The 24,145-nt window shown below is 45.7% G+C and carries 25 protein-coding genes; 17 read left to right on the top strand and 8 right to left on the bottom strand.

All coding sequences use genetic code 11. The annotated features are described in order from the left end of the window. The first annotated feature begins 109 nt into the window (after positions 1-109). On the top strand, positions 110-376 hold the full coding sequence (locus OVA33_RS17405; RefSeq protein ID WP_007409667.1) for a UPF0223 family protein: 267 nt from the start codon (positions 110-112) through the stop codon (positions 374-376). 34 nt (positions 377-410) lie between these two features. On the opposite strand, the gene OVA33_RS17400 is transcribed toward OVA33_RS17405, so the two are convergent. Then, positions 411-1,043: a DUF1054 domain-containing protein gene (locus OVA33_RS17400; protein WP_007409668.1), complete on the bottom strand. Its 633-nt coding sequence runs from the start codon at positions 1,041-1,043 to the stop codon at positions 411-413. 235 nt (positions 1,044-1,278) lie between these two features. Between OVA33_RS17400 and OVA33_RS17395 the strand changes: the two genes are divergently transcribed. The 3 genes from OVA33_RS17395 to OVA33_RS17385 all read left to right on the top strand — a co-directional run bounded on the left by OVA33_RS17395 (position 1,279) and on the right by OVA33_RS17385 (position 2,837). Next, positions 1,279-1,467, top strand: a complete 189-nt coding sequence (locus OVA33_RS17395; RefSeq protein ID WP_003154513.1) for a hypothetical protein — start codon at positions 1,279-1,281, stop codon at positions 1,465-1,467. A gap of 133 nt (positions 1,468-1,600) precedes the next feature. Beyond that, complete coding sequence (gene suhB, locus OVA33_RS17390; protein ID WP_025649495.1) at positions 1,601-2,398, top strand: inositol-1-monophosphatase; 798 nt, start codon at positions 1,601-1,603, stop codon at positions 2,396-2,398. Beyond that, a complete protein-coding gene (locus OVA33_RS17385; protein ID WP_025649494.1) occupies positions 2,385-2,837 on the top strand; it encodes a GNAT family N-acetyltransferase in 453 nt (150 codons plus the stop codon). The genes suhB and OVA33_RS17385 overlap by 14 nt, the downstream gene beginning before the upstream one ends. 51 nt (positions 2,838-2,888) lie before the next feature. Here the strand turns inward: OVA33_RS17385 and OVA33_RS17380 are convergent, their stop codons facing one another. Beyond that, positions 2,889-4,454: a M4 family metallopeptidase gene (locus tag OVA33_RS17380; RefSeq protein WP_025649493.1), complete on the bottom strand. Its 1,566-nt coding sequence runs from the start codon at positions 4,452-4,454 to the stop codon at positions 2,889-2,891. A gap of 322 nt (positions 4,455-4,776) precedes the next feature. Between OVA33_RS17380 and OVA33_RS17375 the strand changes: the two genes are divergently transcribed. Genes OVA33_RS17375 through OVA33_RS17360 form a run of 4 tightly spaced genes read left to right on the top strand, consistent with a single transcriptional unit; the run spans position 4,777 to position 7,785 of the window. After that, positions 4,777-6,714, top strand: coding sequence for a hypothetical protein (locus tag OVA33_RS17375; protein ID WP_017417712.1), 1,938 nt, complete (start codon positions 4,777-4,779; stop codon positions 6,712-6,714). Continuing rightward, positions 6,704-6,973, top strand: a complete 270-nt coding sequence (locus OVA33_RS17370) for a hypothetical protein (RefSeq protein ID WP_017417713.1) — start codon at positions 6,704-6,706, stop codon at positions 6,971-6,973. Before OVA33_RS17375 ends, OVA33_RS17370 begins: the two co-directional genes overlap by 11 nt. After that, the gene (locus tag OVA33_RS17365) at positions 6,974-7,495 is read left to right on the top strand and encodes a sigma-70 family RNA polymerase sigma factor (protein WP_017417714.1); all 522 of its coding nucleotides are present in this window, start codon (positions 6,974-6,976) and stop codon (positions 7,493-7,495) included. Then, positions 7,492-7,785 carry an anti-sigma factor family protein gene (locus tag OVA33_RS17360; protein WP_017417715.1) on the top strand — a complete coding sequence of 98 codons (294 nt, stop codon included), beginning with the start codon at positions 7,492-7,494 and terminating at the stop codon, positions 7,783-7,785. The genes OVA33_RS17365 and OVA33_RS17360 overlap by 4 nt, the downstream gene beginning before the upstream one ends. A 37-nt stretch (positions 7,786-7,822) precedes the next feature. On the opposite strand, the gene OVA33_RS17355 is transcribed toward OVA33_RS17360, so the two are convergent. Together OVA33_RS17355 and OVA33_RS17350 are read right to left on the bottom strand one after the other, a co-directional pair. Then, positions 7,823-8,440, bottom strand: coding sequence for a hypothetical protein (locus OVA33_RS17355; protein WP_025649492.1), 618 nt, complete (start codon positions 8,438-8,440; stop codon positions 7,823-7,825). Between the two features lie 311 nt (positions 8,441-8,751). After that, positions 8,752-8,940: a YlaF family protein gene (locus tag OVA33_RS17350; RefSeq protein WP_003154504.1), complete on the bottom strand. Its 189-nt coding sequence runs from the start codon at positions 8,938-8,940 to the stop codon at positions 8,752-8,754. 111 nt (positions 8,941-9,051) lie between these two features. Between OVA33_RS17350 and typA the strand changes: the two genes are divergently transcribed. Then, positions 9,052-10,890 carry a translational GTPase TypA gene (gene typA / locus OVA33_RS17345; RefSeq protein WP_021493729.1) on the top strand — a complete coding sequence of 613 codons (1,839 nt, stop codon included), beginning with the start codon at positions 9,052-9,054 and terminating at the stop codon, positions 10,888-10,890. 56 nt (positions 10,891-10,946) lie between these two features. Beyond that, complete coding sequence (locus OVA33_RS17340; protein ID WP_025649491.1) at positions 10,947-11,267, top strand: YlaH-like family protein; 321 nt, start codon at positions 10,947-10,949, stop codon at positions 11,265-11,267. A 41-nt stretch (positions 11,268-11,308) separates the two neighbouring features. On the opposite strand, the gene OVA33_RS17335 is transcribed toward OVA33_RS17340, so the two are convergent. Together OVA33_RS17335 and OVA33_RS17330 are read right to left on the bottom strand one after the other, a co-directional pair. Then, entirely contained in the window at positions 11,309-11,518 is a 210-nt protein-coding gene (locus OVA33_RS17335) for a YlaI family protein (RefSeq protein ID WP_007409677.1), read from the bottom strand. 102 nt (positions 11,519-11,620) lie between these two features. Further along, a complete protein-coding gene (locus OVA33_RS17330; RefSeq protein WP_003154498.1) occupies positions 11,621-12,244 on the bottom strand; it encodes a YhcN/YlaJ family sporulation lipoprotein in 624 nt (207 codons plus the stop codon). A gap of 154 nt (positions 12,245-12,398) precedes the next feature. On the opposite strand from OVA33_RS17330, the gene OVA33_RS17325 reads away from it, so the two are divergent. After that, complete coding sequence (locus OVA33_RS17325) at positions 12,399-13,727, top strand: PhoH family protein (RefSeq protein ID WP_065180251.1); 1,329 nt, start codon at positions 12,399-12,401, stop codon at positions 13,725-13,727. On the opposite strand, the gene OVA33_RS17320 is transcribed toward OVA33_RS17325, so the two are convergent. After that, a complete protein-coding gene (locus OVA33_RS17320; RefSeq protein ID WP_065180252.1) occupies positions 13,722-14,198 on the bottom strand; it encodes a hypothetical protein in 477 nt (158 codons plus the stop codon). The genes OVA33_RS17325 and OVA33_RS17320 overlap by 6 nt on opposite strands. Before the next feature lie 104 nt (positions 14,199-14,302). Here OVA33_RS17320 and glsA point away from each other — a divergent pair, with 104 nt between their 5' ends. The 4 genes from glsA to pyc all read left to right on the top strand — a co-directional run bounded on the left by glsA (position 14,303) and on the right by pyc (position 20,559). Further along, a complete protein-coding gene (gene glsA / locus OVA33_RS17315) occupies positions 14,303-15,232 on the top strand; it encodes a glutaminase A (protein WP_003154495.1) in 930 nt (309 codons plus the stop codon). A 107-nt stretch (positions 15,233-15,339) separates the two neighbouring features. Continuing rightward, positions 15,340-15,621, top strand: coding sequence for an Fpa/YlaN family protein (locus tag OVA33_RS17310; protein ID WP_003154494.1), 282 nt, complete (start codon positions 15,340-15,342; stop codon positions 15,619-15,621). Positions 15,622-15,825: 204 nt separating this feature from the next. Further along, entirely contained in the window at positions 15,826-17,037 is a 1,212-nt protein-coding gene (locus OVA33_RS17305; RefSeq protein WP_025649489.1) for an FtsW/RodA/SpoVE family cell cycle protein, read from the top strand. 75 nt (positions 17,038-17,112) lie between these two features. Further along, positions 17,113-20,559, top strand: a complete 3,447-nt coding sequence (gene pyc / locus OVA33_RS17300) for a pyruvate carboxylase (RefSeq protein ID WP_017417719.1) — start codon at positions 17,113-17,115, stop codon at positions 20,557-20,559. 97 nt (positions 20,560-20,656) lie between these two features. On the opposite strand, the gene ctaA is transcribed toward pyc, so the two are convergent. Then, positions 20,657-21,583 carry a heme A synthase CtaA gene (ctaA, locus tag OVA33_RS17295; RefSeq protein WP_065180253.1) on the bottom strand — a complete coding sequence of 309 codons (927 nt, stop codon included), beginning with the start codon at positions 21,581-21,583 and terminating at the stop codon, positions 20,657-20,659. Between the two features lie 343 nt (positions 21,584-21,926). On the opposite strand from ctaA, the gene cyoE reads away from it, so the two are divergent. Further along, the gene (gene cyoE, locus OVA33_RS17290) at positions 21,927-22,844 is read left to right on the top strand and encodes a heme o synthase (RefSeq protein WP_003154486.1); all 918 of its coding nucleotides are present in this window, start codon (positions 21,927-21,929) and stop codon (positions 22,842-22,844) included. A gap of 218 nt (positions 22,845-23,062) precedes the next feature. Further along, entirely contained in the window at positions 23,063-24,133 is a 1,071-nt protein-coding gene (gene coxB / locus OVA33_RS17285; protein WP_014417699.1) for a cytochrome c oxidase subunit II, read from the top strand. The last annotated feature ends 12 nt before the right edge of the window (positions 24,134-24,145 follow it).

The following is a 24,145-nucleotide window of genomic DNA, read 5'->3' as shown; positions in this document are numbered from 1 at the left end:
TAAACGTAAAACAAATGAATTATATTATGAACTTGAAAGAAAGTAAAGAACAATTTATGATCTATGGAAGATGCTTATTTTGAGCATGATTATAAAGGAGTGAAGACATTTGGAATATCAATATCCGATGAATGAGGACTGGACGACAGAGGAGGCCGTGGATGTCATTGCTTTTTTTCAGCAGGTGGAAAACGCCTATGAAAAAGGAGCTGACCGAGACAGACTTCTGAATGCGTACCGCCGCTTTAAAGAAATCGTTCCCGGGAAAGCGGAAGAAAAGAAAATCTGCAGCCAATTTGAAGCTGACAGCACCTATTCCCCGTATCGGACTGTGAAACAGGCGAAACAATCAGATCAAGCGATTATCAAAATGTAGACAAAGCGAGCCGGCAATCGGCCCGCTTTTTATGTTATGAGACTTTCTGAGTCAGTGTGTATAAAAAGGAAAGCTTCCTAAAAGCGTCTTCAATGGTTTGCAGGAATTCATTGTTGTTCATGTTGATCACGTCTTCTTTTTGCAGCTGAATGCCGCACAAAAGCTCTGCTTTTTTCACTGTCTGCAGGCGTTCAAATAATGTTTTCAGCTGCTCCTGATCCATGTCGGACTGCTTGTACGCACCTGGCTTCGTATGATCCGGCGACCATACAAAATGACCGGGAATCTGTTTTGTGATGTCCTCCTGCTTCGCTTCCAGCAATCTGCCGTATTCCTCTTTTATCGGAGATTCATAAATGATGGCAAACCATACAAACATATGGGTGTCCCATAAACCGATCTGAAAGTGAGGGAGTTTCTTATACCCGCGTTTGCTGTTGGCAAAGGCAACCCAGCTGTCAGCCGGCGGGTTGACAGATCTTCTCGCGTGCTTGGCGACATGCGGGAACATTTCATCTCCTGTCAATGCTGACAATGTCGGTGCGAAATGCTCTCCTAACAAGGTCAGCTTCGGACGGACTTGTTCTTTTAACACCTCCATGCGCGGATCTAAACCTTCTATTGTAAATGTATCGAAGTCTTCTTTTGTAAAACGCATCTGAGTCATCTTTTTCCTCCTTATCGTAAGTATTCATATTTTACCACAGCCGCCGCCGGCCGCAAAAACATTGAGAACGTTTGAGCCGAGAGGATTGGGGTAAAAAACGAATAGGTAAACACACAATTTTAAGAATGTTGTTACAGCCGAATATAAGTTTCCATACGATATAAGAAGTATCATTAATAAATTGGAAAAATGGGATGCTTTTTTAACAAATGATCTCTGGAAGGGGCGAAAGACAATGAGGCAAGTGGTGAAGGAAGGATTCAGGGAGGAAAAAAATAACCGTGTAGCTGTCTGGAGACTAGAGGTTGATTATGAATTGGCAACCCTGTATGAGGCCATGCAAAAAGAGAATGAAGATCAAATCGATCTCAGCAAAAGAAAACTGGAACGTCTCAGAAAAGAATGGATTCGGCTTAACGGATAAAGAATAGTAAAAACGAACCGCAGGAAATGGTTCGTTTTTACGTGAGAAGGCATTTTTTTCATTTTCCTTGCTTTTTCATCGCCTTTATCAGTATGCTATAGAATAAGCTATACATAGAAAAGAGGTACACGGTATGACAAATTGGACGGAAATTGATGATATCGCAAAAAAATGGGTAAAAGAAGCCGGAACGAGAATCAGACAATCCATGCAGGAAAGCTTGACGATTGAAACAAAATCAAATCCGAATGATTTAGTCACAAATATTGATAAAGAGACGGAACGCTTTTTCATTGACCGTATACAAGGAACTTTTCCCGGACACCGGATTCTCGGAGAAGAAGGGCAGGGGGATAAACTCCGCTCCCTTGACGGAATTGTCTGGATCATTGATCCGATTGACGGAACGATGAATTTTGTCCATCAAAAGCGGCATTTCGCGATCTCCATCGGCATCTTTGAAGACGGAAAAGGCAAAATCGGCTTAATTTATGATGTGATGCAGGACGAACTGTATCACGCATTCAGCGGAAAAGGGGCTTATCTGAACAATACGCCGCTTGCTCCTTTAAAAGAAGCTTCCATTGAAGAAGCCATTATTGCAATCAATGCCACATGGGTGACGGAAAACAGAAGGATTGACCCGAGTATTTTGGCGCCGCTCGTAAAACGGGTCAGAGGAACGCGTTCCTACGGTTCGGCGGCACTTGAGCTGGCCAGTGTTGCGGCCGGCCGGATTGACGCATTCATTACGATGAGGCTCGCGCCGTGGGATTACGCTGCCGGCTGCGTGCTGCTGAACGAAGTCGGGGGCATTTACACGACCACAGACGGCGAACCGTTTACGTTTTTAGACAACCACAGCGTGCTTGCGGGCAATCCGGCAATACATAAAATTATCTTTGACGACTATTTACATGCTGACAGGTAGAGATTTTGAAGAAGAAGATCTCGGGTTTCTGGAGCAGCTGGCGGCATCACACCCGGTGTGGAAAAGCGAAGAGTTCGGAACAAAAAATGCGGCGGAGTTTATGCTTGCATACTCCATGTACAATGGAACGTGGCTCGTATGGGAGATTGACGGCGCTCCTGCCGCCATCAGTTTTCATTTGGAATGGGCGCCTTCAAACGGAAAACCGTGGCTCGGAACCGTGGCCGTCGCTCCGGAGGCAAAAGAGAAAGGAATCGGACGCGCGGTCATTGAAGAGATTGCGGGCCGGCTGAGAGGGGAGCATAAAGCGATGTTTTCAGCCGTTCCCCTGGACAGGCAGGAATGGGTTTTGTTTTTAAGCCAATGCGGCTTTGAACAGCTTAAGCTTGAAAAAGACGATCGGGAAAAAACATATATGATCATGGTGAAGCCATTGTGAAATGTTTCAGATATAAAAAAGAGACCGGATTTCTCCGGTCTCTTTTCTTGTTTACAAGCCGACCGCATTCCAGGCCGCTTCTACGCTTGCAGCGTCTTGAGAGCCGTAAAGGTCCCGCGCTGATTGAATCAAAGCTGCTTTTGCATCTTTAAAGCTTGATGACGGAGTGAGATATACCGTCAGTGCGCGGTAGTAAATCTGCTCCGCTTTTTTCACACCGATTTTTGTAATCGTGTTGTAAGCGGCTTTGTTCGGAATTCCGCTGTTTGTATGCACGCCGCCGTAGTCGCCGGCATCAGTGTTCGGAAGGTTTCGATAATTTTTGTAATGGTCGGGCTGTCCGTATTTTGTCGGATTGGATAAACTGCGGAGAGCCGGCTGGCTGACCGTAATATCTTCACCGATATCCCAGTCCTCAGTATCATTGAAGTATCCGAATACATCAGAGAAGGATTCGTTTAAAGCGCCCGGCTGATTTTCATAGTTCAGGTTGGCTGTTTCCTGTGTAACACCGTGTGTCATTTCATGGGCCGTTACGTCCATTGAACCGGAAAGAGGCGAGAAGAATGAGCCGTCACCGTCACCGTAAATCATTTGATCGCCGATCCAGGCCGCGTTATTGTATTTGCTGCCGTAATGAACGGAAGATACGATTTTGCCGCCTTTATTGTCGTAGCTATTGCGTTTAAACGTCTGATAGAAATAATCGTACACTTTGCCGAGATTGTAATGCGCATCAACGGCAGCGCGCTGAGAAGAAGTTGTGAACTGGTTTGTAGTGCTTGATACGAGCGTGCCCGGCAGGTTATATTGTCGGTTTTGCAGATCGTACGTAATAATTTGCGTTCCGGTAGGTTTAGAAAGATCACGCATTACATATTTGCCGCTTTCAGAAGAAATATTTAATGAGACCGTTTTTCCTTTAAGAGTCGTACCTGTTCCGGTTGCAGCGGCATGCTCCACTTTGTTTTGCTTTTTCAGGACTTTCCCTGTTTCCGCATCAACGGTTACTTCCCAGTTAGCTGGTTCCGGTTCGATGTAGCGGATGGTTACATCATAGGCGAGGCGGTATTTACCGTCTTTTGTGGCCGCTGCTTTCAGCTCGGCTTTGTTTTTGTTTGCAACGTTGCCGCTAGAGACGGCTTCAGGTGATTTGCCGATTGCTTTAAAAGCATGATCCAGCGCTTGATTTGCAGATAATTTTTTGCTGTTTGCCGTTTTGGCAGAAGCATCGTTGTTTAATTCACCGTTAATCGCATAGACATTGTTGGATTTATCGACGTGAATAATGACTTGCGAGTCTTTCACAGGCACACCGTTAACGACAGGCACATAACGGAAGTGCTTGTAGCCGAGATCATCGGTCGTGTGGTCAATCAGCTTCAGTCTCTCAGAAGGGTTGCCTTTGAAGACTTTGCCGTTTTGTTTCAAGTATTGCTTGATTGCTTTGTCACTGACTGAAGGCAATTCAGATTGCACCAAAGAATGCTTCGGCACAAAGTTCGTCAGGTTTTCTTTAAGCTGAGGATTCTCAGCGGCCTGAACACCCGGAAGACTGATGGTTAAACTCATAAAGGAAGCGGCGACAGCAACAGACAATTTCTTACCTAAACCCACAATAAATCCCCCTTTTTGAAAATAATGAAAACTTATATTGTTATAATAAACCAGCATTCTCTCATTCTGCAATATAAAACTAGACTCCGCTGATGAATTGATAGAATCGTCCCGGAAAGGCTTCCGGCGGCCAGCATCGGGGGATAAGCCGAGAGGCACGTGTTGAATCAGACATGAGTCGAATGATGCGATTTATTCTGAAAAAAATGACAAATGAAGTCGGGAAAAATGATAGGGGGAAAATGTTCCGATTTGTAAAACTTTTTTTATAGCCGTTTGTCTAAACGGGTGAGGCCTTAATAAACGAAAAGGATTGTTTCAGATGTCAGAGATTTTCAGTCATTTTATTCAGCATTTCGACAGATATTTCATTTTAAGCAGACAGAGCGTGTTGATCATTCAGTGGTCAGCCGTCTGCCTTGCTGTTTTATACGCGCTGACTTTTCATCCGAAAATCAGCCGTGAGAGAGTCTGGTTTTATTCAGGAACTCTGCTCAGGGCCGTATTATTAGCGGGCATAACAGTTGAATTGGTTCATCAGGTGCAGAGTACTCACTTTAGCGCGCACTATTTGATATCGGAAGAAAGCGAGCTTCTGCCGATCGTTCATCTCTTAATGTATGGGTATGTGCTGCTCACCGCGTTTCACTATATCCTCATGCCGCAGGAGCAGAGGGGAAAGGGCATGTTTTATACGTTTGATCTCACTGTGGTGACACTGCCCGTCATTCAGCTGATCTTCAGCTTTTTCGCTTTCTGGAATATCAGTCCCGATGCGATGGCGGGGGAGGATATAGTTTCGATGCTATGTTTTATTACGGTTGTTTTACTTCTGCTGATTTCTATGAATGTTTTATTCTTTAAAATGTATTGGAAACCGAGACCCGTTTTTATCGGCGTGTTTTATGCCGGGGTCATCGGACTGTTGGTATGGGTGCTCGCTGCGCCCTCGGCCGGTGTAACAAAAGATTACGGCAGACTTCTCCCATTTACGGTGTATTTAACGATGGCCGGTTTTCTGATGACCCATCATTTATTTCATCGGTCAGACAGGATCAGACAGCGGACGAAAAGCTTTCTTGCGGCGGCAACGGCCGCTGGTTTTATTGTCTTTTTGAATCCGGTATACAATGCGGGCGATGCAGCTTTTGCGGTTTCAAAGCCGATAGCTGAAGATTCTGTTGATAATGTGGGTGAACATATCACTTCAGACCAAGCGGAACGGATCCTTACTTCATTTTTTCCGGCTGAGAATCCGATTTATTTAACAGAAACCAATCAGGACCTCCATTACTTTTACCGTTTTAAAACGGAAGATTATGAAGCGGAAGTGGACGAGGTTTCCCGATTGATTACAAATTATCAATATCTTAAAAAACCGGAAGGCCGCACTTTTACAGAAGAGGAATACCGGAAAAAGTCGCTGGATTTCTTATCGGCACACGGCCGAAAAATAAAAACACAAGGCATTCAGACAACAGTGAGAAAAGAAAACGGACAGTTTGTCGTGGAGATTGCGCCGAAAACACAAGGGACGAAACACGAAGATTCGGGCACAGTATTTTACTGGGAAAAAGACACCATTATGGGTTTTTCAGAAGATCCGTCTATTTATCAGCTTGAGTCCCTGCCGCAGGTGCATATGACGGAAAAAGACATAGTGAAAGCATCAAAAGCCGCCTTTCGTACGCTTCAAATGCCTGATCAGACATTTGAAATCACAAATACAGATATAAACAGCCTGATCGGCAGCAGTTTGACCGTAACTGCGAATAACGGAACGGAGCTGATATTTGATGCAGTATCCGGACGTCTTATGAAAATCAGAGTCTCACCTGACAGCACCGTTTTAACAAAAACAGAACTTCAGAAAAAGCTTTTTTCATTGCTGGGTGCGGATACTTCAAAGCTTAGACAGATTGACAAATCGGAAGGCAATCTCGTTTTTGAAAACTCTGAAGGCACATTCGTTTATACGCTCCAGAATGAAGAAGGCATGAAAGAGGCCTCATTCTACGGACAGGGAAGTGCCAAAACATTCCCGCATACATACAGAGACGGACAAACAGCATTCAAAAAAGTGGCGGCAGCTTATAACGGCATCATTTACAAAAAGCGGGTGAAGCCTGTCATAGCGGTGAAAGACGGCGTAACATATAACGCATGGCTTGTCATTATTCAGCCGTTCGGTTCAAACCGTCATGACGTATATGTAGTGAACGCGGATACTTACGAGGCGGTGAACCTTTATGAACAATAAAGAAAAAAAGGCTGTCTTCTTCGATTTATACGACCTATATAAGGAGGGGGAACTCGAAGGCGGCACGCTCCAGTGGATGAAAGAACATGAGCCTTTATTCGGAGCTGAGGCGGAAAACAGAAAAGGGCAGAATGAACATGGTTTGAATGCGCCGTCCGGCGATATCCGCCAGATTAAGTACATGAAATGCCTGACGTATGGATTGTACGGATTCTTCATTGTGCTCTCAATCTGGATGACAGTGTGGTTTTACTTTTAAATGAAAAACAAGATGTCAATTGAACAGCTGTACCGTGAACATTATCAAGATATTATGTATTACCTTTACAGACGCACACAACATGCTGAGACCGCTAAGGACCTCGCTCAGGATACATTTATGAAAGCATTTAACGGGCTTGAGTCGTTTAAGGGACATTCGTCTATCAGAACGTGGCTCTATGCAATTGCCCATCATACCTTCATCAATTGGTACAGACGTGATAGAAAATATCAATTTTCAGATATCACCCTGAATGAAGGGCTTCAGCAAACAACATATGAACTGCCGGAGCATTACGTCGCCCGGACAGACACTCAGAATGCGCTGACCGGGCAGATTCAGCGTCTGAAAAGCGATCAGCAGACCGTTTTAATTTTAAGGGAATTTCAAGAGCTGTCTTACGAAGAGATTGCTGATGTTTTGGACTGGAGTCTTTCGAAGGTGAAGAGCACCCTGTACAGGGCGAGAATGCAGCTGAAACAGCATTTGGCGGAAAAAAGGAAGGACGGACAGATATGACTTGCTGTTTAGTGAGAGATTTACTGCCTTTATATATTGAAGGCGATTGTGAAACAGAAACGGAGCGGTTTATTTCCCGCCATCTTGAATCATGCGGTAAGTGCGGGAGTTTATATCATATGATGAAGGAGCCGCTTGACCTCGGCAGCCCTGAGATGAAGGCGCCCCCCTGTTATGCAGAAGAAGAAAGGCGGTTTAAGGAACGGTATTACGGGAAGCTGCTGATAAAAGCAGCCGGTTTGTTCGGCGCTGTTTTCTTTATCATGCTGATCCTTAAAATGCTGATTTAAAAAAACGCCCGGCTGAATGACCGGGCGTTTTATCCGTTTACTCAGCCGGATGAAAGGCTGTATAAATGCCTTCAAGCAATTCCTGCGGCAGTGAATTAAAGAATCCGGCACACAGCTTTGCTTCTTTTTTTCCTGCTCCTGCTTTTTCAGCAAGGTCCTGATCAAACGTATACACACCGTCTTCTTCAATCAGCGCAGATTGAAGGATATGAAGACTTTGGGAAAAAGCGGTGAACAGCTGATCAACGATAAGGGCCTCTTTTTCCGTAAAGCCGAGCTCCACCGCTTTTTCTTTATTAAATGTATATTCGCCGTCCGTTTTCTCAATACATTGAGAAAGAACGGTTAAAAATTCGGTTGAACTGTCCCACAGCTTTTGAATGGTCTGTGCGGTTTCTTTATCTAATCCCAATTCAACCGCTTTTTCACCGTCAAAATAATAGACGCCGTCTTTTTCGTAAATCGATTGGCTGATGATGTCAATGAGTTTTGCCGCGTCTTCCGGTGTTTTCTCTGCGGAAGCCTGCAGGATATGCGGTTCATTTGCCTGGATCGTTTTTGCGCCGGCAGAATCAAGCGGACTGAATGCAAGCAAGGCGGCTGAGGCGGTTGCGGCGGCAGTTACAGCGGTTTTCTTCAAAAAAGATGTTTTCATTTCGTTCTCTCCTTGTCATGTGTATTTGCTTACAGCCACAAGTATAAAAAGACAATGATGGAATTGATATAGGAGGTATGGTATTTTCTGCATAACGATGCCGGACTATTTCAGACTTCATTTTCTGAGGGAATCTGCTGATGTAACTAGAGTGGGGGCCGTCATTTCCGGCTTCCTGACTAGGCGGCGGGGGAGATAAGCCTTACATCTAAAGCCTGTTTTGAGGATGTAAAAAAGCCTGAATCTTTGATTCAGGCTTTATTAGATATTGTGCTTTTCATGTTTACGGAATTTTGCAAAGGGTCATGCTTTTAATCAAGCAGTCCCTGTTCGCGCATTTTTTTCTTTACGGTGAAACCGCTTCCCATCATGGCGATAACGAGAACAATGCTTCCGATGATGCCCCATGCGCTTTTCTCAGCGATTGATACGCCGATCAGCATCATGCTGAAGACTGCTGCGAATGCAAATAATAATAAGAGCCAATTCAATTTTTTCATATTTCCATCCCCTTTAACGTCATACTTTCAGTTTACAGAAAAACGTAACGCTTTTAAAGAGGATGTGTGGTATAATATGAAAGTTATCTAATTTTTTTAGGAGATGAAAATGTGAAACTTCGAAACGATCTTCGCAACATCGCGATTATTGCCCACGTTGACCATGGGAAAACGACTTTGGTAGACCAATTGCTTCACCAAGCCGGAACATTCCGTGCCAACGAAAATATTGCCGAGCGCGCAATGGATTCAAACGATCTTGAACGTGAACGCGGTATTACAATTCTTGCGAAAAATACTGCGATTAACTATAAAGATACACGCATTAATATTTTGGACACTCCGGGACACGCCGACTTCGGCGGAGAGGTAGAACGGATTATGAAAATGGTTGACGGCGTTCTGTTAGTCGTTGACGCATATGAAGGCTGCATGCCGCAAACCCGTTTTGTACTGAAAAAAGCCCTTGAGCAGAACTTAAATCCGGTTGTCGTCGTAAACAAAATCGACCGTGATTTCGCCCGTCCGGAAGAAGTCATTGATGAAGTGCTTGATTTGTTCATCGAGCTTGACGCAAACGAAGAACAGCTTGAGTTCCCTGTCGTCTATGCTTCTGCGATTAACGGAACGGCAAGTCTGGATCCGAAAAAGCAGGACGAAAATATGGAATCACTGTATGAAACGATTCTTGAACATGTCCCTGCCCCGGTTGATAACGCCGAAGAGCCTCTTCAATTCCAAGTGGCGCTGCTTGATTACAATGATTATGTCGGCCGTATCGGTATCGGACGCGTTTTCCGCGGCACGATGAAAGTGGGTCAGCAGGTTTCATTGATGAAACTTGACGGAACGGTTAAATCATTCCGCGTAACGAAAATCTTCGGTTTCCAAGGATTGAAACGCGTGGAAATTGAAGAAGCGAGAGCGGGAGACCTTGTTGCCGTTTCGGGCATGGAAGACATCAACGTCGGTGAAACGGTTTGTCCGGCTGACCACCATGAGCCGCTGCCGGTTCTGCGCATTGATGAGCCAACGCTCCAAATGACATTTGTCGTAAACAACAGCCCGTTTGCAGGCCGTGAAGGCAAATATGTCACATCCCGTAAAATTGAAGAGCGTCTGAACGCGCAGCTTCAAACAGATGTCAGTCTTCGTGTCGAACCGACTGCATCACCTGACGCATGGGTTGTTTCAGGACGCGGTGAGCTTCACCTGTCCATTTTAATTGAAAACATGCGCCGTGAAGGCTATGAGCTTCAAGTGTCTAAGCCTGAAGTTATCATTAAGGAAATCGACGGCGTAAGCTGCGAGCCTGTTGAGCGCGTGCAGATTGACGTGCCTGAAGAGCATACCGGTTCTGTTATGGAATCAATGGGTGCGAGAAAAGGCGAAATGCTTGATATGATTAATAACGGAAACGGCCAGGTCCGCCTGATCTTTACCGTACCTTCACGCGGACTCATCGGCTATTCTACTGAGTTTCTGTCACTGACACGCGGTTTCGGTATCCTGAACCACACGTTTGACAGCTATCAGCCGATGCAAAAAGGCCAAGTCGGAGGCCGCCGTCAGGGTGTGCTCGTTTCCATGGAAAACGGAAAAGCGACATCTTACGGAATTCAAGGTATTGAAGACCGCGGCGTCATCTTCGTTGAGCCTGGAACAGAAGTATATGAAGGCATGATTGTCGGCGAACATAACCGTGACAATGACCTTGTCGTCAATGTCAGCAAAATGAAACAGCAGACAAACGTCCGTTCCGCTACGAAGGATCAAACGACTACGATTAAGAAAGCGCGCATTATGTCGCTTGAAGAATCACTCGAGTACTTAAACGAAGATGAATACTGCGAAGTAACGCCGGAATCCATCCGTTTAAGAAAGAAAATCCTGAATAAAAACGAACGTGAAAAAGCGGCGAAAAAGAAAAAAACAGCAGGAATGTCTTAATCACTTGCAGAATTTGAAAAGGTAGAACCCGAACGGAAAAGGGGAGGGGGATCTTTTTGAATGAAGTAAGTGAACGGCTGTCGTTCTTTGCGGCTCTTTACCAAGTGGATGAGCATCCGCTGGCGGGAATGTGGCTGTTATACGGAACGATCGTCGTGCTTTCGGTGATTGTATTTAAACTCGGCTTTGCCAAACGGCTGCCGGTGTTGAAGGCTGCGGCAGTTTATCTCTTTCTCGTGCTCGGCTGCACCGTGCTGACTTTTTTCGGTGTGTTTCTGCCGGTCGGAGAAGGGCTTGTTGTCGCCGCCTTGATTTTGATCGTTTACAAAATCCGTCTGCACCAGTCCAAAAAAAGCCAGTCAGCTAAACCGCAATAAAAAAATGACCTTGCCTTCCGGCGGGTCATTTTTTATTCGGTTTATTTTTTCAGTTTATCTTTTTTCGCTTTTTGTCCGGGATGAAAGGAAAAGTGTCCGGTATTCAGCCGCGCCTCCGTTTTGACTTTGATTCGGTCATGGCATTCCCGGCACATATATGTATGAATCGGACGATTGCGGAGGCGTTTGGCTGTCAGTGTTTCATCATCAATTTGTTCGATTTTGTCGCAAATGGAACATTTTACTCTCATTGATTTTTCACCTCTTTCACTATGACAAGCATTATATCATGGATGCCCCTCCTGCCAAAGGGAAAGAAAGCAGCGCCCTTCCTTTGGAGCGGGCGCTGCTTTTTACTGGCGGTTTTTCATATGATGATCCGATTGATCGTTCTGTTCGTTCTGCAGCTTGTTCTGGTCTCTTTGGTTCAGCTGATCATCATTCGATTGAGTCGGTGATTCTTTTTCATTGTCGGTCACATCATTCGGGACTTCCGGCATGACACGACCGACGATGGCGGCAAGTTCGTCCAAAATGCCTGAAACGGGGCGGCCGGCTTTAATGTCGCTGCCCATGCCTCTCAGACGGGAAACCGTATCAGGATCAGCCACGACAACGGCATTGGCGCCGTAAGGATCGTTTTTTAACGCCTGGGCAACGGTGTATTTAATGCTCTCCACTTTGCTTCTTTCTAAATTGTCATCCACATCGATTCCGACAACGGAGTATCTTCCGAGTACAACCGCGGTGGCATCTGAAATGCCGGGGATTTTTTCGGTTACTTCGACGAGATGCTTAGCGATGTCTGTCCGGCCGGGATTTTCAGCTGTCTCAGGAGCCGTATTTTTCACATGAATCGGTTTTGCATCACGCTGATCGGTTGATTCGTTCTGGATATTGCGGCCTCGGCCGTCCTGTACAGCAGTGCAGCCGGTCAGGATAAACAAGGCTTGTATGATAATGAAAAGAATTCGCACGTCAGATTCCCTCCTTGAATGCTTTCATTTATTTTATTGTTGAATTAACCTTCTATCTTTATTCACCAAATCATATATTTTAGCAGGCATCCCCGTTTTTCGCGGAAAGAGAAGCACACGATGGGCTTTGATCCTTATTTCAGGAGGCTGAGACTTGAGTAAAATTTATGTGTTAGATACGAATGTACTTTTGCAGGATCCTAACGCCATTTTTTCCTTTGAAGAAAACGAAGTTGTCATCCCCGCCGTCGTGCTGGAAGAGGTCGATTCAAAAAAGCGGTATATGGACGAGGTCGGGAGAAATGCGAGGCACGTATCTAAGCTGATAGACGGGCTCAGGGAGAAAGGTAGGCTGCATGAGAAAGTTCCGCTTGAAAGCGGAGGAACGCTCAGAATTGAACTGAACCACCGGTCATTTCATCAGCTCCAAGAAATTTTTATCGAAAAAACGAATGATAACCGCATTTTGGCGGTGGCAAAAAATTTAAGCCTTGAGGAGGAAACGAAAGAAAACGGCCGCCTCGTCATCCTGGTCAGCAAAGATGTGCTTGTCAGGGTAAAGGCGGATGCCATCGGGCTTTTGGCGGAGGATTTTTTAAACGACAGAGTCGTTGACCATGATGAAATATATAGCGGGTACAAAGATATATTTATGAATAAAGAGCGGTTTGCCTCGTTTTATAAAAACAAACAAATTCCAGTCAAGGAGCTTCAGCAGCATCAGGTTTATCCGAATCAATTTGTGCTGATGAAAGATGAATTAGGAGGATCTTCGTCTGCGGTCGGCATGGCGGATAAGAAAGGAGAGACCGTAAAAAGACTTGTTTTCGATGATGAGCACGTATGGGGTATCAGGCCGAAGAACGTCCAGCAGACAATGGCGCTTGAACTCCTGCTGAGGGAAGATATCTCGCTTGTCACCCTGATCGGAAAAGCGGGAACGGGAAAAACCTTGCTTGCTCTCGCGGCAGGGCTTCTGCAGACTGAGGATCTTGGTATTTATAAAAAGCTGATCGTCGCGCGTCCCATCGTCCCGGTGGGAAAGGATATCGGATATTTGCCGGGCGAAAAAGAGGAAAAGCTCAAGCCGTGGATGCAGCCGATCTTTGATAATCTTGAATTTTTATTCAATGCGAAAAAGCCGGGTGAACTTGAAGCGATTTTGGCAGGAATCGGATCGATTCAGGTGGAGGCGCTGACATACATTCGGGGAAGAAGCATTCCGGATCAGTTTATTATTATTGATGAGGCCCAGAATCTGACGAGACACGAGGTCAAAACGCTTTTGACAAGGGTGGGAGAGGGAAGCAAAATTGTCCTGATGGGCGATCCGGAGCAAATAGATCACCCATACTTAGACAGTTTAAACAACGGACTTGCTTATGTTGTAGAGCGGTTTAAAGGACAAACCGTCTCCGGCAGCGTGAAGCTTGTGAAAGGTGAGAGATCCGGCCTTGCACAGCTTGCCGCCGATTTGTTATAAAACTTCGATTTCTGTGACGCCCGTTATCGGTTTTTCAAAGTCTCCGTCCACGTAAAAATGGACCGGGCCGCCGTCTTGAAGCGGTTTCCCCGCATCGCTGAAATGCGCGATTGCGTCCATCGCCTTTTCGAGCGGCACTTCGGTTCTTTCTGATTTTGAAATAAATGCGCACAGGACAGCGCTTTCTTTCGGCTCGGCATTTGCTAAAACAGCGCCGAGCTTCATGGCGAAGCTGCCGTTCATCAGTCTTTCTTTTTCATAACGTTTTTCGCTTTTTAAAGTCGGCGGCGAAATGCGCCCTTCTCTGATCACCCGTTCCGGATCAAGTGTATGCTCCTGGGTTCCTGCAGAGCCGTCCGGATGAACGGGCTGATTGTTTTCAAACGGAAACTTGCGGTCATCGAAAATCCAGACACTCGGATCAATTGTAATCGGGTATGTAACATTGCCTTTTACTTGAATAACGCTCATGTTGAAGCCCCCCTTTACTTAAAGTATAAAAGTTTTCGCATGAATTGTCACTTTGCGTCGCAAACTTAGATGTATACAACGGCAGCGAAGTGAGGATGATCGACATGGTATGCCGGCATTACCAAGAGCTGGACGCATTAGTTCAGGAAGCGAAAAAAAGGACCGAAGAAGGCAAAGTGGCAGACTATATTCCGGCTCTTGCTGAATCCGAACAAGACAGCCTTTCGGTCACGATTTATCATGCGGAAAATACATGTCTGACGGCAGGAGACGCCGACCGGACATTTACGCTGCAGAGCATTTCGAAAGTGCTTTCTCTGGCGCTCGTACTGATGGATTACGGAAAGGAAAAGGTGTTCAGCTGCGTGGGTCAGGAGCCGACCGGCGACCCGTTTAATTCCATGATTAAGCTTGAAACAGTGAATCCGGGCAAGCCTTTAAATCCGATGATTAATGCGGGAGCTCTCATCGTTACGGGTTTAATTAAAGGTCATTCGCCGAAAGACCGCCTGGATTACCTGCTCGGATTCATCAGAAGACTTGCGAACAATCAGGACATTACATATTGCAGACATGTCGCGGAATCGGAATTCAAATCTTCCATGATTAATCGGGCCATGTGTTATTACATGAAGCAGTATGACATTTTTAAAGGCGATGTTGAAGAGGTCATGGATTTGTATACAAAACAGTGCGCGATTAAGATGAGCAGTCTGGATTTAGCCAAAATCGGCTGTGTATTCGCCCTTGACGGGAAGCATCCGGAAACCGGGGAGCAGGTCATTAAAAAAGATGTGGCGAGAATCTGCAAGACGTTTATGGTGACATGCGGCATGTACAATGCGAGCGGGGAATTCGCAATAAAGGTCGGCATTCCCGCTAAAAGCGGCGTTTCGGGAGGAATCATGGGCATTTCGCCGTACAACTTCGGAATCGGTATATTCGGCCCGGCGCTTGATGAAAAAGGCAACAGCATCGCGGGTGTGAAGCTTTTGGAAATCATGTCTGAGAAATACAGGCTGAGTATTTTTTGAAACATTTTTTATCATAACATCTGCTTAAATCCTCTTGCAATTTCATCTGATACCCTTTATGATAAATAGAAGAATTAGGTACTCGCCTGGGGAACGGAGGGATACTTTTGGCTTCAGAGATTATAGTTGACCATCAGCAGAAAGCATTCGAGCTGTTGAAGTTAGATGCTGAGAAGATTTTGAAGCTGATCCGAGTACAAATGGATAACTTAACGATGCCTCAATGTCCTCTGTATGAAGAGGTCTTGGATACTCAGATGTTCGGACTGTCGAGGGAAATCGATTTTGCTGTCCGCCTGGGATTAGTTGACGAAAACGACGGCAAAGAGCTGCTGGACAGACTTGAAAGAGAACTGTCTGCTTTGCATGACGCGTTTACAGGAAAATAAATGATCAAACTCAAACTATTCAACGGTTTGGGTTTTTTTATAACCGTAAACCGTTTTTTTGCATCTTCTTTTCGTAAGACGGTCTCTTAATCTGCATTTCATCCGAAAAACTATAAAGAAACTGCGTAAATTGTTTATGAATTATAGTAAAATATAATACGCAATAGGTATTAAACGTAAGCTTTAAGCAGGAAAGAGGATGTTATGTTTAAAAGAATGTTAAAATCTTACGATTATTCATTGATATGCGCTATCATTCTGCTGTGCAGTTTCGGATTGGTCATGGTATACAGCTCAAGCATGATTACCGCCGTTATGCGTTACGGCGTGAGCAGCGACTATTTCTTTAAACGGCAGCTGTTCGCCGTCATCGCGGGGTTTGTGCTGTTTATTATCGCGGCCGTTTTTCCGTACAAAGTGTTCGCTCATCAAAAGATTCAGAAATTCGTACTGCTTGCGTCAGTGGCTGCGCTTTGCGCGCTGTTTGTTTTCGGACATGTTGCCGGAAACGCGCAAAGCTGGTTTAAAATCGGCGGAATGGCCATTCAGCCGGGGGAATTTGTCAAGCTGACCCTGATACTGTACCTTGCCGCGGTATACGCAAAGAAACAAAGCTATATCGATCAGCTTTTGACGGGGGTTGCGCCGCCGGTGATCGTCACCGTAGTCATTTGTGCGCTTATCGCTATTCAGCCCGACTTCGGAACGGCGATGATTATCGGTCTGATCGCGTTTTGCGTCATTATGTGTTCGGGATTCAGCGGAAGGACCCTGCTCAGGCTGGTTCTCATGGCGGGAATCGTATTGCTCCTTGTCAGCCCGATCATCTATCTGAAATGGGACGATATTTTGACACCCGGGCGTATGAGCCGGTTTGAAAGCCTTGAAAATCCCTTTAAATACGCCAGCACATCAGGCCTGCAGATTATAAATTCGTATTATGCGATCGGCTCAGGCGGTTTTTTCGGTCTCGGTCTTGGAGAAAGCATTCAAAAATACGGTTATCTGCCTGAATCGCATACAGACTTTATTATGGCGGTTATATCAGAGGAGCTCGGCATTTTCGGCGTCCTGTTTGTCATTGTACTGCTGGCTTTTGTCGTGTTAAAAGGTTTTTATATTGCGAGAAAATGTGAAGATCCGTTCGGAAGCCTTTTGGCAATCGGGATATCCAGCATGATTGCGATTCAGACCTTTATCAATCTCGGCGGTGTCAGCGGTTTAATTCCGATCACAGGTGTTCCGCTGCCGTTTATCAGCTACGGAGGCTCATCAATGTTTTTGTTATTAACGAGCGCCGGTATATTGGTGAATGTCAGCATGCATGTCAAGTACTCAGAAAAGAAGAAAAAGAGGGAGCCCGTTCCGTCTAAGGGGGTAAAAAGACGGCAGACGGAAAAATCTGTGTATCTCTAAAAAACAAGTGTATACACAGCACGGATATTCCTTTATTATAAACTACATATTTATTAGGCCAAGGGGGAGAAAAGTTTGTCACAACAATCCATCCAAAAAGTGTTAGTAGCAAACAGGGGAGAAATTGCGATCCGGATTTTCCGGGCGTGCACAGAATTGAACATCAGAACGGTAGCCGTTTATTCAAAAGAAGATTCGGGCTCCTATCATCGCTATAAAGCGGATGAAGCTTATCTTGTGGGAGAAGGCAAAAAACCGATTGACGCGTATCTTGATATTGAAGGGATTATTGAGATCGCAAAAAGAAACGGCGTCGATGCCATTCATCCGGGCTACGGATTTCTCTCTGAAAATATCCAATTTGCGAGACGCTGTGAAGAAGAGGGCATCGTATTTATCGGACCGACGTCAGCGCATTTGGATATGTTCGGAGATAAGGTAAAGGCGAGGGAGCAGGCAGAAAAAGCCGGCATCCCCGTTATTCCGGGGAGTGACGGACCGGCTGAAACATTAAAAGATGTCGAACAATTCGCAAAAGTACACGGATTTCCGTTTATTATTAAAGCATCGCTCGGAGGCGGAGGCCGCGGAATGAGAATCGTCAGAAGCGAAAGCGAATTGAAAGAATCGTTTGAGCGGGCCAAATCAGAAGCGAAAGCCGCATTCGGAAACGATGAAGTGTATGTTGAAAAACTGATCGAAAATCCTAAGCATATTGAAGTTCAGGTGATCGGAGATAAAGAAGGCAATGTCGTCCATCTGTATGAGCGGGACTGTTCCGTTCAGAGACGCCATCAAAAGGTCATTGAGGTGGCGCCGAGTGTATCTTTGCAGCCTGAATTAAGGGACGAAATCTGTGAAGCGGCTGTGGCGCTTGCGAAAAATGTCGGCTATATCAACGCGGGGACCGTGGAATTTCTCGTAGCGGGCGGTGAATTTTACTTTATTGAAGTGAACCCGCGCGTACAAGTGGAGCATACGATTACGGAAATGATAACGGGGGTTGATATCGTTCAGACGCAAATCCTCGTCGCGCAGGGCCACGGACTGCACAGCCGTGCCGTCAATATCCCAGAGCAGAAAGACATTTTTACAAACGGGTATGCGATACAATCACGTGTGACCACCGAAGATCCGCTGAATGACTTTATGCCTGACACGGGTAAAATTATGGCTTACCGCTCAGGCGGCGGCTTCGGCGTCCGCCTTGATACGGGAAACAGCTTCCAGGGCGCCGTCATCACGCCTTATTATGATTCACTGCTCGTCAAGCTGTCGACATGGGCGCTGACGTTTGAACAGGCATCAGCGAAAATGGTCCGCAACCTGCAGGAATTCAGGATCAGAGGCATTAAGACCAATATTCCGTTTCTTGAAAACGTGGCAAAGCATGAAAAATTCCTGACGGGCCAATACGACACATCGTTTATCGACACAACGCCTGAGCTGTTTGTTTTCCCAAAACAGAAGGACCGCGGAACAAAAATGCTTTCCTATATCGGCAATGTCACGGTGAACGGTTTTCCGGGAATCGGGAAAAAAGAAAAACCTGCATTTGATAAGCCTCAGACCGTTACGTTAGGTATCGAAGAAAAGCCGGCAAGCGGTACGAAACAGATCCTTGATGAAAGAGGCGCTGAGGGGCTTGCAGACTGGGTGAAAGAGCAAAAATCCGTGCTTCTGACTGATACAACGTTCAGGGATGCCCATCAGTCCCTGCTTGCAACCCGGATCAGATCCAATGATTTGAAAAAAATCGCGAATCCTACGGCTGCCCTGTGGCCTGAACTGTTCAGCCTTGAAATGTGGGGAGGCGCGACATTTGACGTAGCGTACCGTTTCTTAAAAGAAGACCCTTGGAAACGCCTTGAAGATCTTCGCAAAGAAGTGCCGAACACATTGTTCCAGATGCTCCTTCGTTCATCAAATGCCGTCGGTTATACAAACTATCCGGACAATGTCATCCAAAAATTTGTCCGGCAGTCAGCGGAGTCAGGTATTGACGTATTCCGGATCTTTGACAGCCTGAACTGGGTAAAAGGGATGACGCTGGCCATCGATGCCGTCCGTGAAACCGGAAAAGTGGCGGAGGCTGCGATTTGTTACACGGGAGATATTCTTGATAAGACCCGGACGAAATATGATTTGAAGTATTATCTTTCTATGGCGAAAGAGCTTGAGGCGTCTGGTGCGCACATTCTCGGCATTAAAGACATGGCCGGTCTTTTGAAACCTCAAGCCGCATACGAACTTATCTCAGCGCTGAAGGAAACGATTGATATTCCCGTTCATCTTCACACGCATGATACGAGCGGCAATGGCGTCTTTCTCTATGCCAAAGCTGTTGAAGCGGGTGTGGACATCGTGGATGTCGCCGTCAGCTCAATGGCGGGTCTGACTTCACAGCCGAGCGCAAGCGGATTTTATCATGCCCTTGAAGGAAACAGCCGCCGTCCTGAAATGGATGTCCGCCAGGTGGAAAGACTGTCACAATATTGGGAATCAGTCCGTCAGTATTACAGTGAATTTGAAAGCGGGATGAAGTCTCCGCATACTGAGATTTATAATCATGAAATGCCGGGCGGCCAGTACAGCAATCTGCAGCAGCAGGCAAAAGGAGTCGGCCTCGGTGATCGCTGGAATGAGGTGAAAGACATGTACAGCGTCGTCAACCGCATGTTCGGCGACGTCGTGAAAGTAACACCTTCTTCCAAAGTCGTCGGAGATATGGCGCTTTACATGGTGCAAAACAATTTAACAGAACAAGATGTTTATGATAAAGGCGAAACGCTTGATTTTCCGGATTCAGTCGTTGAGCTCTTTAAAGGGCAGATCGGCCAGCCGCACGGCGGATTTCCGGAAAAACTGCAAAAGCTCGTTCTGAAAGGACAGACGCCGATCACGGTAAGACCGGGTGAGCTGCTTGAACCGGTATCTTTTGAAGGCATTAAAGAAGAATGGAAAGAAACACATCAGATGGAATTGAGTGATCAGGACGCAATCGCGTATGCTCTTTATCCGAAGGTGTTTACAGAATATGTTAAAACAGCTGAACGCTTCGGTGATATTTCCGTATTGGACACACCGACTTTCTTCTACGGCATGACACTCGGTGAAGAAATCGAAGTGGAAATCGAGCGCGGAAAAACGCTGATCGTGAAGCTTGTATCTATCGGTGAACCGCAGCCAGATGCGACACGTGTCGTTTATTTCGAATTGAACGGCCAGCCGCGCGAGGTGGTCATTAAAGATGAAAGCATAAAATCGTCCGTACAGGAAAAATTAAAAGCAGATCGGACAAACCCAAGCCACATTGCGGCATCCATGCCGGGAACCGTCATTAAATTGTTAACGGAAACCGGGGCAAAGGTAAATAAAGGCGATCATCTGATGATTAATGAAGCGATGAAAATGGAGACGACGGTACAGGCGCCGTTCTCCGGGACGATACAGCAGATTCATGTGAAAAACGGTGAACCGATTCAGACAGGTGATTTACTGATCGAAATTGAAAAAGCGTAAAAAATGAATATAAAAAACCTGATCCGCCCCCGTGTGCGATCAGGTTTTTTATATGTAGAAAGGCCGAAGCTCTAATGCTTCGGCCTTTTCATGTGCCTCAGATGTTCCGCTGTTTTGATTCATAGCGGAAGCGGGCGATTAATAATAAGAAATAGCATAAGACGCCGAACAGGCCGGCAATAAAGAGCGAATGGGCAAGTGCAAAACCGGTGGCCATTTCTGAATAAACAACCATGATTCCGGACAGCGCCTGTAATAAAACAAAGACAAGAGCCGCTATCCAGCCCTCAAGAATCTGTTTTTGATCTTTGTAGGAGCGCACCGCATGCGCAAAAGCGACAAGAATCCATACGAACAGAAGCAGTGCTGCCGTTCTGTGGCCCATCTGCACATATTCCTGAAAATGGGACGGAAGCCCGTGGTTCAGCCTGCTGCAAAGCGGAACGTCAGGGCAGGCAAGGCTTGATTTCGTATGGCGCACATAAGCCCCCGTATAAACGACGATATACGTGTAAATCGAAAGGCCGATCATATGAAACTGCATTTTCCTGCCGATTCTGAGCGGCTTGACGAGCTTTTTGTCTGATTTATCAGCTTCAAATATGAGCAGCGTCAAAATTAGAACAGAAGCGAAAGAAATCAGCGATATGCCGAAATGAAGCGCCATAACGAGCGCATTTGATCCGAAAACAACCGCTAATGCGCCGAGAATCGCCTGTAAAAATAAAAAGATAATGGACATAATGGCGAGAAAGGTTGTTTCACGGAAAACAGGCGTGACTTTTCTCCATGCCCAAAAAGCGAGGCTCAGCACGAGAACGATTGAGACACCGCTTGCGAGTCTGTGGCTCCATTCAATGATAGAAGCGGCGTTAAGCTCCGGGAAAAACCGGCCGTGGCAAAGCGGCCACTGCCTTCCGCAACCGAGACCCGATCCTGTCTTTGTGACAAGAGCGCCGCCGATCAGCACGACGAGCATGACGAATGTCGTCAGTACGCCGAGCGCTTTCAAAGCTTTATTCATTTTACATTCACCTTCTTAACAAACTGGACAAAATGATATACGTACCAAGTGTAAGCGAATATGTGTTTTGTGGCAATTCTCAATTCTGTTTGTTCACAAAAATATAATAGAATCAGGACTTCTTAGATAATGGGGTTGATTATTCCAGATGGGTCTGATAGAAATAAAGTAACCGCTTTATTAAGAAACCGGCGGATTTGGTAAAATTCATAAAAAGTTCACAAATAAATTCCTGTTTCTCGTTTAATATTTAAGAGGATGTTTTTTTACAGGTCATTATCTTGTATGATAGAGTTGCAGGTCTTAAAAAACCTGCTTTAGGTTTGTAAGGGAGGTTTACGTTATGGCTAATTCCAGAATTTTAAACGATACAGCTATAGACGGACAGATTGAAGAGACGACGGCATGGAAGGATTTCCTTTCGCTTATCAAAATAGGAATCGTCAATTCGAATTTAATTACGACTTTTACCGGCATGTGGCTTGCGTTACATATATCCGGTCTGAGTTTTTTAGGCAATTTAAACACCGTGCTTCTTACATTAATAGGATCTTCTTTGATCATCGCCGGTTCTTGTGCGGTTAACAACTATTACGATCGTGATATTGATCATTTAATGGAACGCACGAAAGTAAGACCGACGGTAACCGGAAAGATTCAGCCGAATCAAGCGCTGTGGTCAGGAATTTTACTCATTGCTTTAGGACTTATCATGCTCTTGATGACCACTGTGATGGCAGCAGTCATCGGTTTTATCGGCGTGTTTACGTACGTTGTTCTTTATACAATGTGGACGAAACGCCGTTATACGATTAATACGGTTGTCGGAAGTGTATCAGGCGCCGTGCCGCCGTTAATCGGCTGGACAGCGGTTGAAGGGCACATCGGTGTTGTCGCGTGGGTTTTATTCATGATTTTATTCATCTGGCAGATTCCGCACTTTTTAGCGCTTGCGATTAAAAAGACGGAAGATTACAGAGCAGCGAATATCCCGATGCTTCCGGTAGTGCACGGCTTTGAAGTGACGAAAAGACAGATTATCGTCTGGGTCGCATGCCTGCTGCCTCTTCCGTTTTTCCTCGGCAGTCTCGGTCTTCCGATCGTCATTCTCGGCACTTTGCTGAATGTCGGATGGCTTGTTCTCGGACTGATGGGATTCCGCATGAAAAACATCATGAAGTGGGCAACTCTTATGTTTGTCTATTCGCTTAATTACATGACCATTTATTTTGTAGCGATGGTGGTCTTCACGCTGTTTTAATTGAATAATGAGCTTGTTTGATCGCCAAAACAAACAATGACAACTAGTAAACGCCGCCTTGACCTTTTGTTTAATCAGGCGGCTTTGCTTTTATACATAGATGGAATTTTAAGTAAAAAATCTCATATTTTAAGAAATGAGGAAATGAAGTATTTCGGCTGGAAGCAGATTTACTGCTTGTGCATCTCGTACTGATTCAAAAAAAGGGGTTGGGTGAAATGTTAAAGCGTTGGCGTCTTTTATCATTATTAGCCTTAGTGCCGCTTTTATTGAGCGGCTGTGGAAAACCGTTTCTGTCCACACTCAAGCCTGCCGGCGAAGTGGCTGATAAACAATATGATCTGACGGTGCTCAGCACACTTATCATGGTTGTCGTCGTTGCGGTCGTAGCAGTTATTTTCTTTTACGTCATTGTGAGATTCAGACGGTCGCGTGTAGGGGAAGACACGATACCGAAACAGGTGGAGGGGAACCGTTTTTTAGAAATCACCTGGACCGTTATTCCGATCCTGCTTCTGATTATTCTTGTCATTCCGGTTGTCATCGACACATTGGCGCTGGCGGATACGTCGCCGATGGATAAGAAAAACCGTAAAGCAGAGGATGCGCTCGTGATTAATGTAAGGGCGAATTTATACTGGTGGGAATTCGAGTATCCTGATTACGGGTTTGTGACAAGTCAGGAGCTGATCGTTCCCACAGATGAACGCGTCTATTTCAAGCTGAAGTCCTCAGATGTGAAACACTCTTTCTGGATTCCGTCAGCCGGGGGGAAAATCGATACGAATACGGATAATGACAATACTTTCTTTCTGACCTTCGATTCTAAACGCAGCAAAGAAGCGGGAGAATATTTCTTCGGGAAATGCGCAGAGCTGTGCGGACCTTCACATGCGCTGATGGATTTCAAAGTGAAACCGCTGCCGTCAAAAGAATTTAAACAATGGACGAAAGCGATGAAAAATTATAAGCATACAACAGATTCCGGTTTAGCCGCGCAAGGAGAAGAGCTCTTTAAGGAAAAAAACTGCCTGAGCTGTCATGCGGTTGAGCCCAATGATAAACGGGCTGAAGCGGCAAGAACGGCTCCGAACCTCGCTACCTTCGGTGAACGGGTCAAAGTGGCCGGCATTAAGGATGCGAATAAAGAGAATATAAAAGCCTGGCTGAAAAATCCGGACAGCATTAAACCGGGCAATAAAATGACAGGCACTTATCCGAAGCTCTCGGACGCTGAAACGGATGCGCTGTATGAATATTTAAAAGGGCTGAAAGCGGAGAACAAGTGAGGACAGGGAGAT

It is taken from the genome of Bacillus sp. KICET-1 (genome assembly GCF_027721405.1).
Classification (GTDB): Bacteria; Bacillota; Bacilli; order Bacillales; family Bacillaceae; genus Bacillus; species Bacillus velezensis.
The sequence above is the reverse complement of the archived record's forward strand: the minus strand, read 5'-3'. Positions and strand labels throughout refer to the sequence as shown.

Excerpts from the sequence above, each read along its gene's own strand:
- OVA33_RS17365 (WP_017417714.1), top strand. The coding sequence starts at position 6,974 with ATGAAAAACAAGATGTCAATTGAACAGCTGTACCGTGAACATTATCAA.
- suhB (WP_025649495.1), top strand. The coding sequence starts at position 1,601 with ATGACAAATTGGACGGAAATTGATGATATCGCAAAAAAATGGGTAAAA.
- OVA33_RS17360 (WP_017417715.1), top strand. The coding sequence starts at position 7,492 with ATGACTTGCTGTTTAGTGAGAGATTTACTGCCTTTATATATTGAAGGC.
- OVA33_RS17375 (WP_017417712.1), top strand. The coding sequence starts at position 4,777 with ATGTCAGAGATTTTCAGTCATTTTATTCAGCATTTCGACAGATATTTC.
- OVA33_RS17400 (WP_007409668.1), bottom strand. The coding sequence starts at position 1,043 with ATGACTCAGATGCGTTTTACAAAAGAAGACTTCGATACATTTACAATA.
- OVA33_RS17395 (WP_003154513.1), top strand. The coding sequence starts at position 1,279 with ATGAGGCAAGTGGTGAAGGAAGGATTCAGGGAGGAAAAAAATAACCGT.
- ctaA (WP_065180253.1), bottom strand. The coding sequence starts at position 21,583 with ATGAATAAAGCTTTGAAAGCGCTCGGCGTACTGACGACATTCGTCATG.
- OVA33_RS17335 (WP_007409677.1), bottom strand. The coding sequence starts at position 11,518 with ATGAGAGTAAAATGTTCCATTTGCGACAAAATCGAACAAATTGATGAT.
- OVA33_RS17350 (WP_003154504.1), bottom strand. The coding sequence starts at position 8,940 with ATGAAAAAATTGAATTGGCTCTTATTATTATTTGCATTCGCAGCAGTC.
- cyoE (WP_003154486.1), top strand. The coding sequence starts at position 21,927 with ATGGCTAATTCCAGAATTTTAAACGATACAGCTATAGACGGACAGATT.
- glsA (WP_003154495.1), top strand. The coding sequence starts at position 14,303 with ATGGTATGCCGGCATTACCAAGAGCTGGACGCATTAGTTCAGGAAGCG.
- OVA33_RS17370 (WP_017417713.1), top strand. The coding sequence starts at position 6,704 with ATGAACAATAAAGAAAAAAAGGCTGTCTTCTTCGATTTATACGACCTA.
- OVA33_RS17320 (WP_065180252.1), bottom strand. The coding sequence starts at position 14,198 with ATGAGCGTTATTCAAGTAAAAGGCAATGTTACATACCCGATTACAATT.
- OVA33_RS17355 (WP_025649492.1), bottom strand. The coding sequence starts at position 8,440 with ATGAAAACATCTTTTTTGAAGAAAACCGCTGTAACTGCCGCCGCAACC.
- OVA33_RS17305 (WP_025649489.1), top strand. The coding sequence starts at position 15,826 with ATGTTTAAAAGAATGTTAAAATCTTACGATTATTCATTGATATGCGCT.
- OVA33_RS17385 (WP_025649494.1), top strand. The coding sequence starts at position 2,385 with ATGCTGACAGGTAGAGATTTTGAAGAAGAAGATCTCGGGTTTCTGGAG.
- coxB (WP_014417699.1), top strand. The coding sequence starts at position 23,063 with ATGTTAAAGCGTTGGCGTCTTTTATCATTATTAGCCTTAGTGCCGCTT.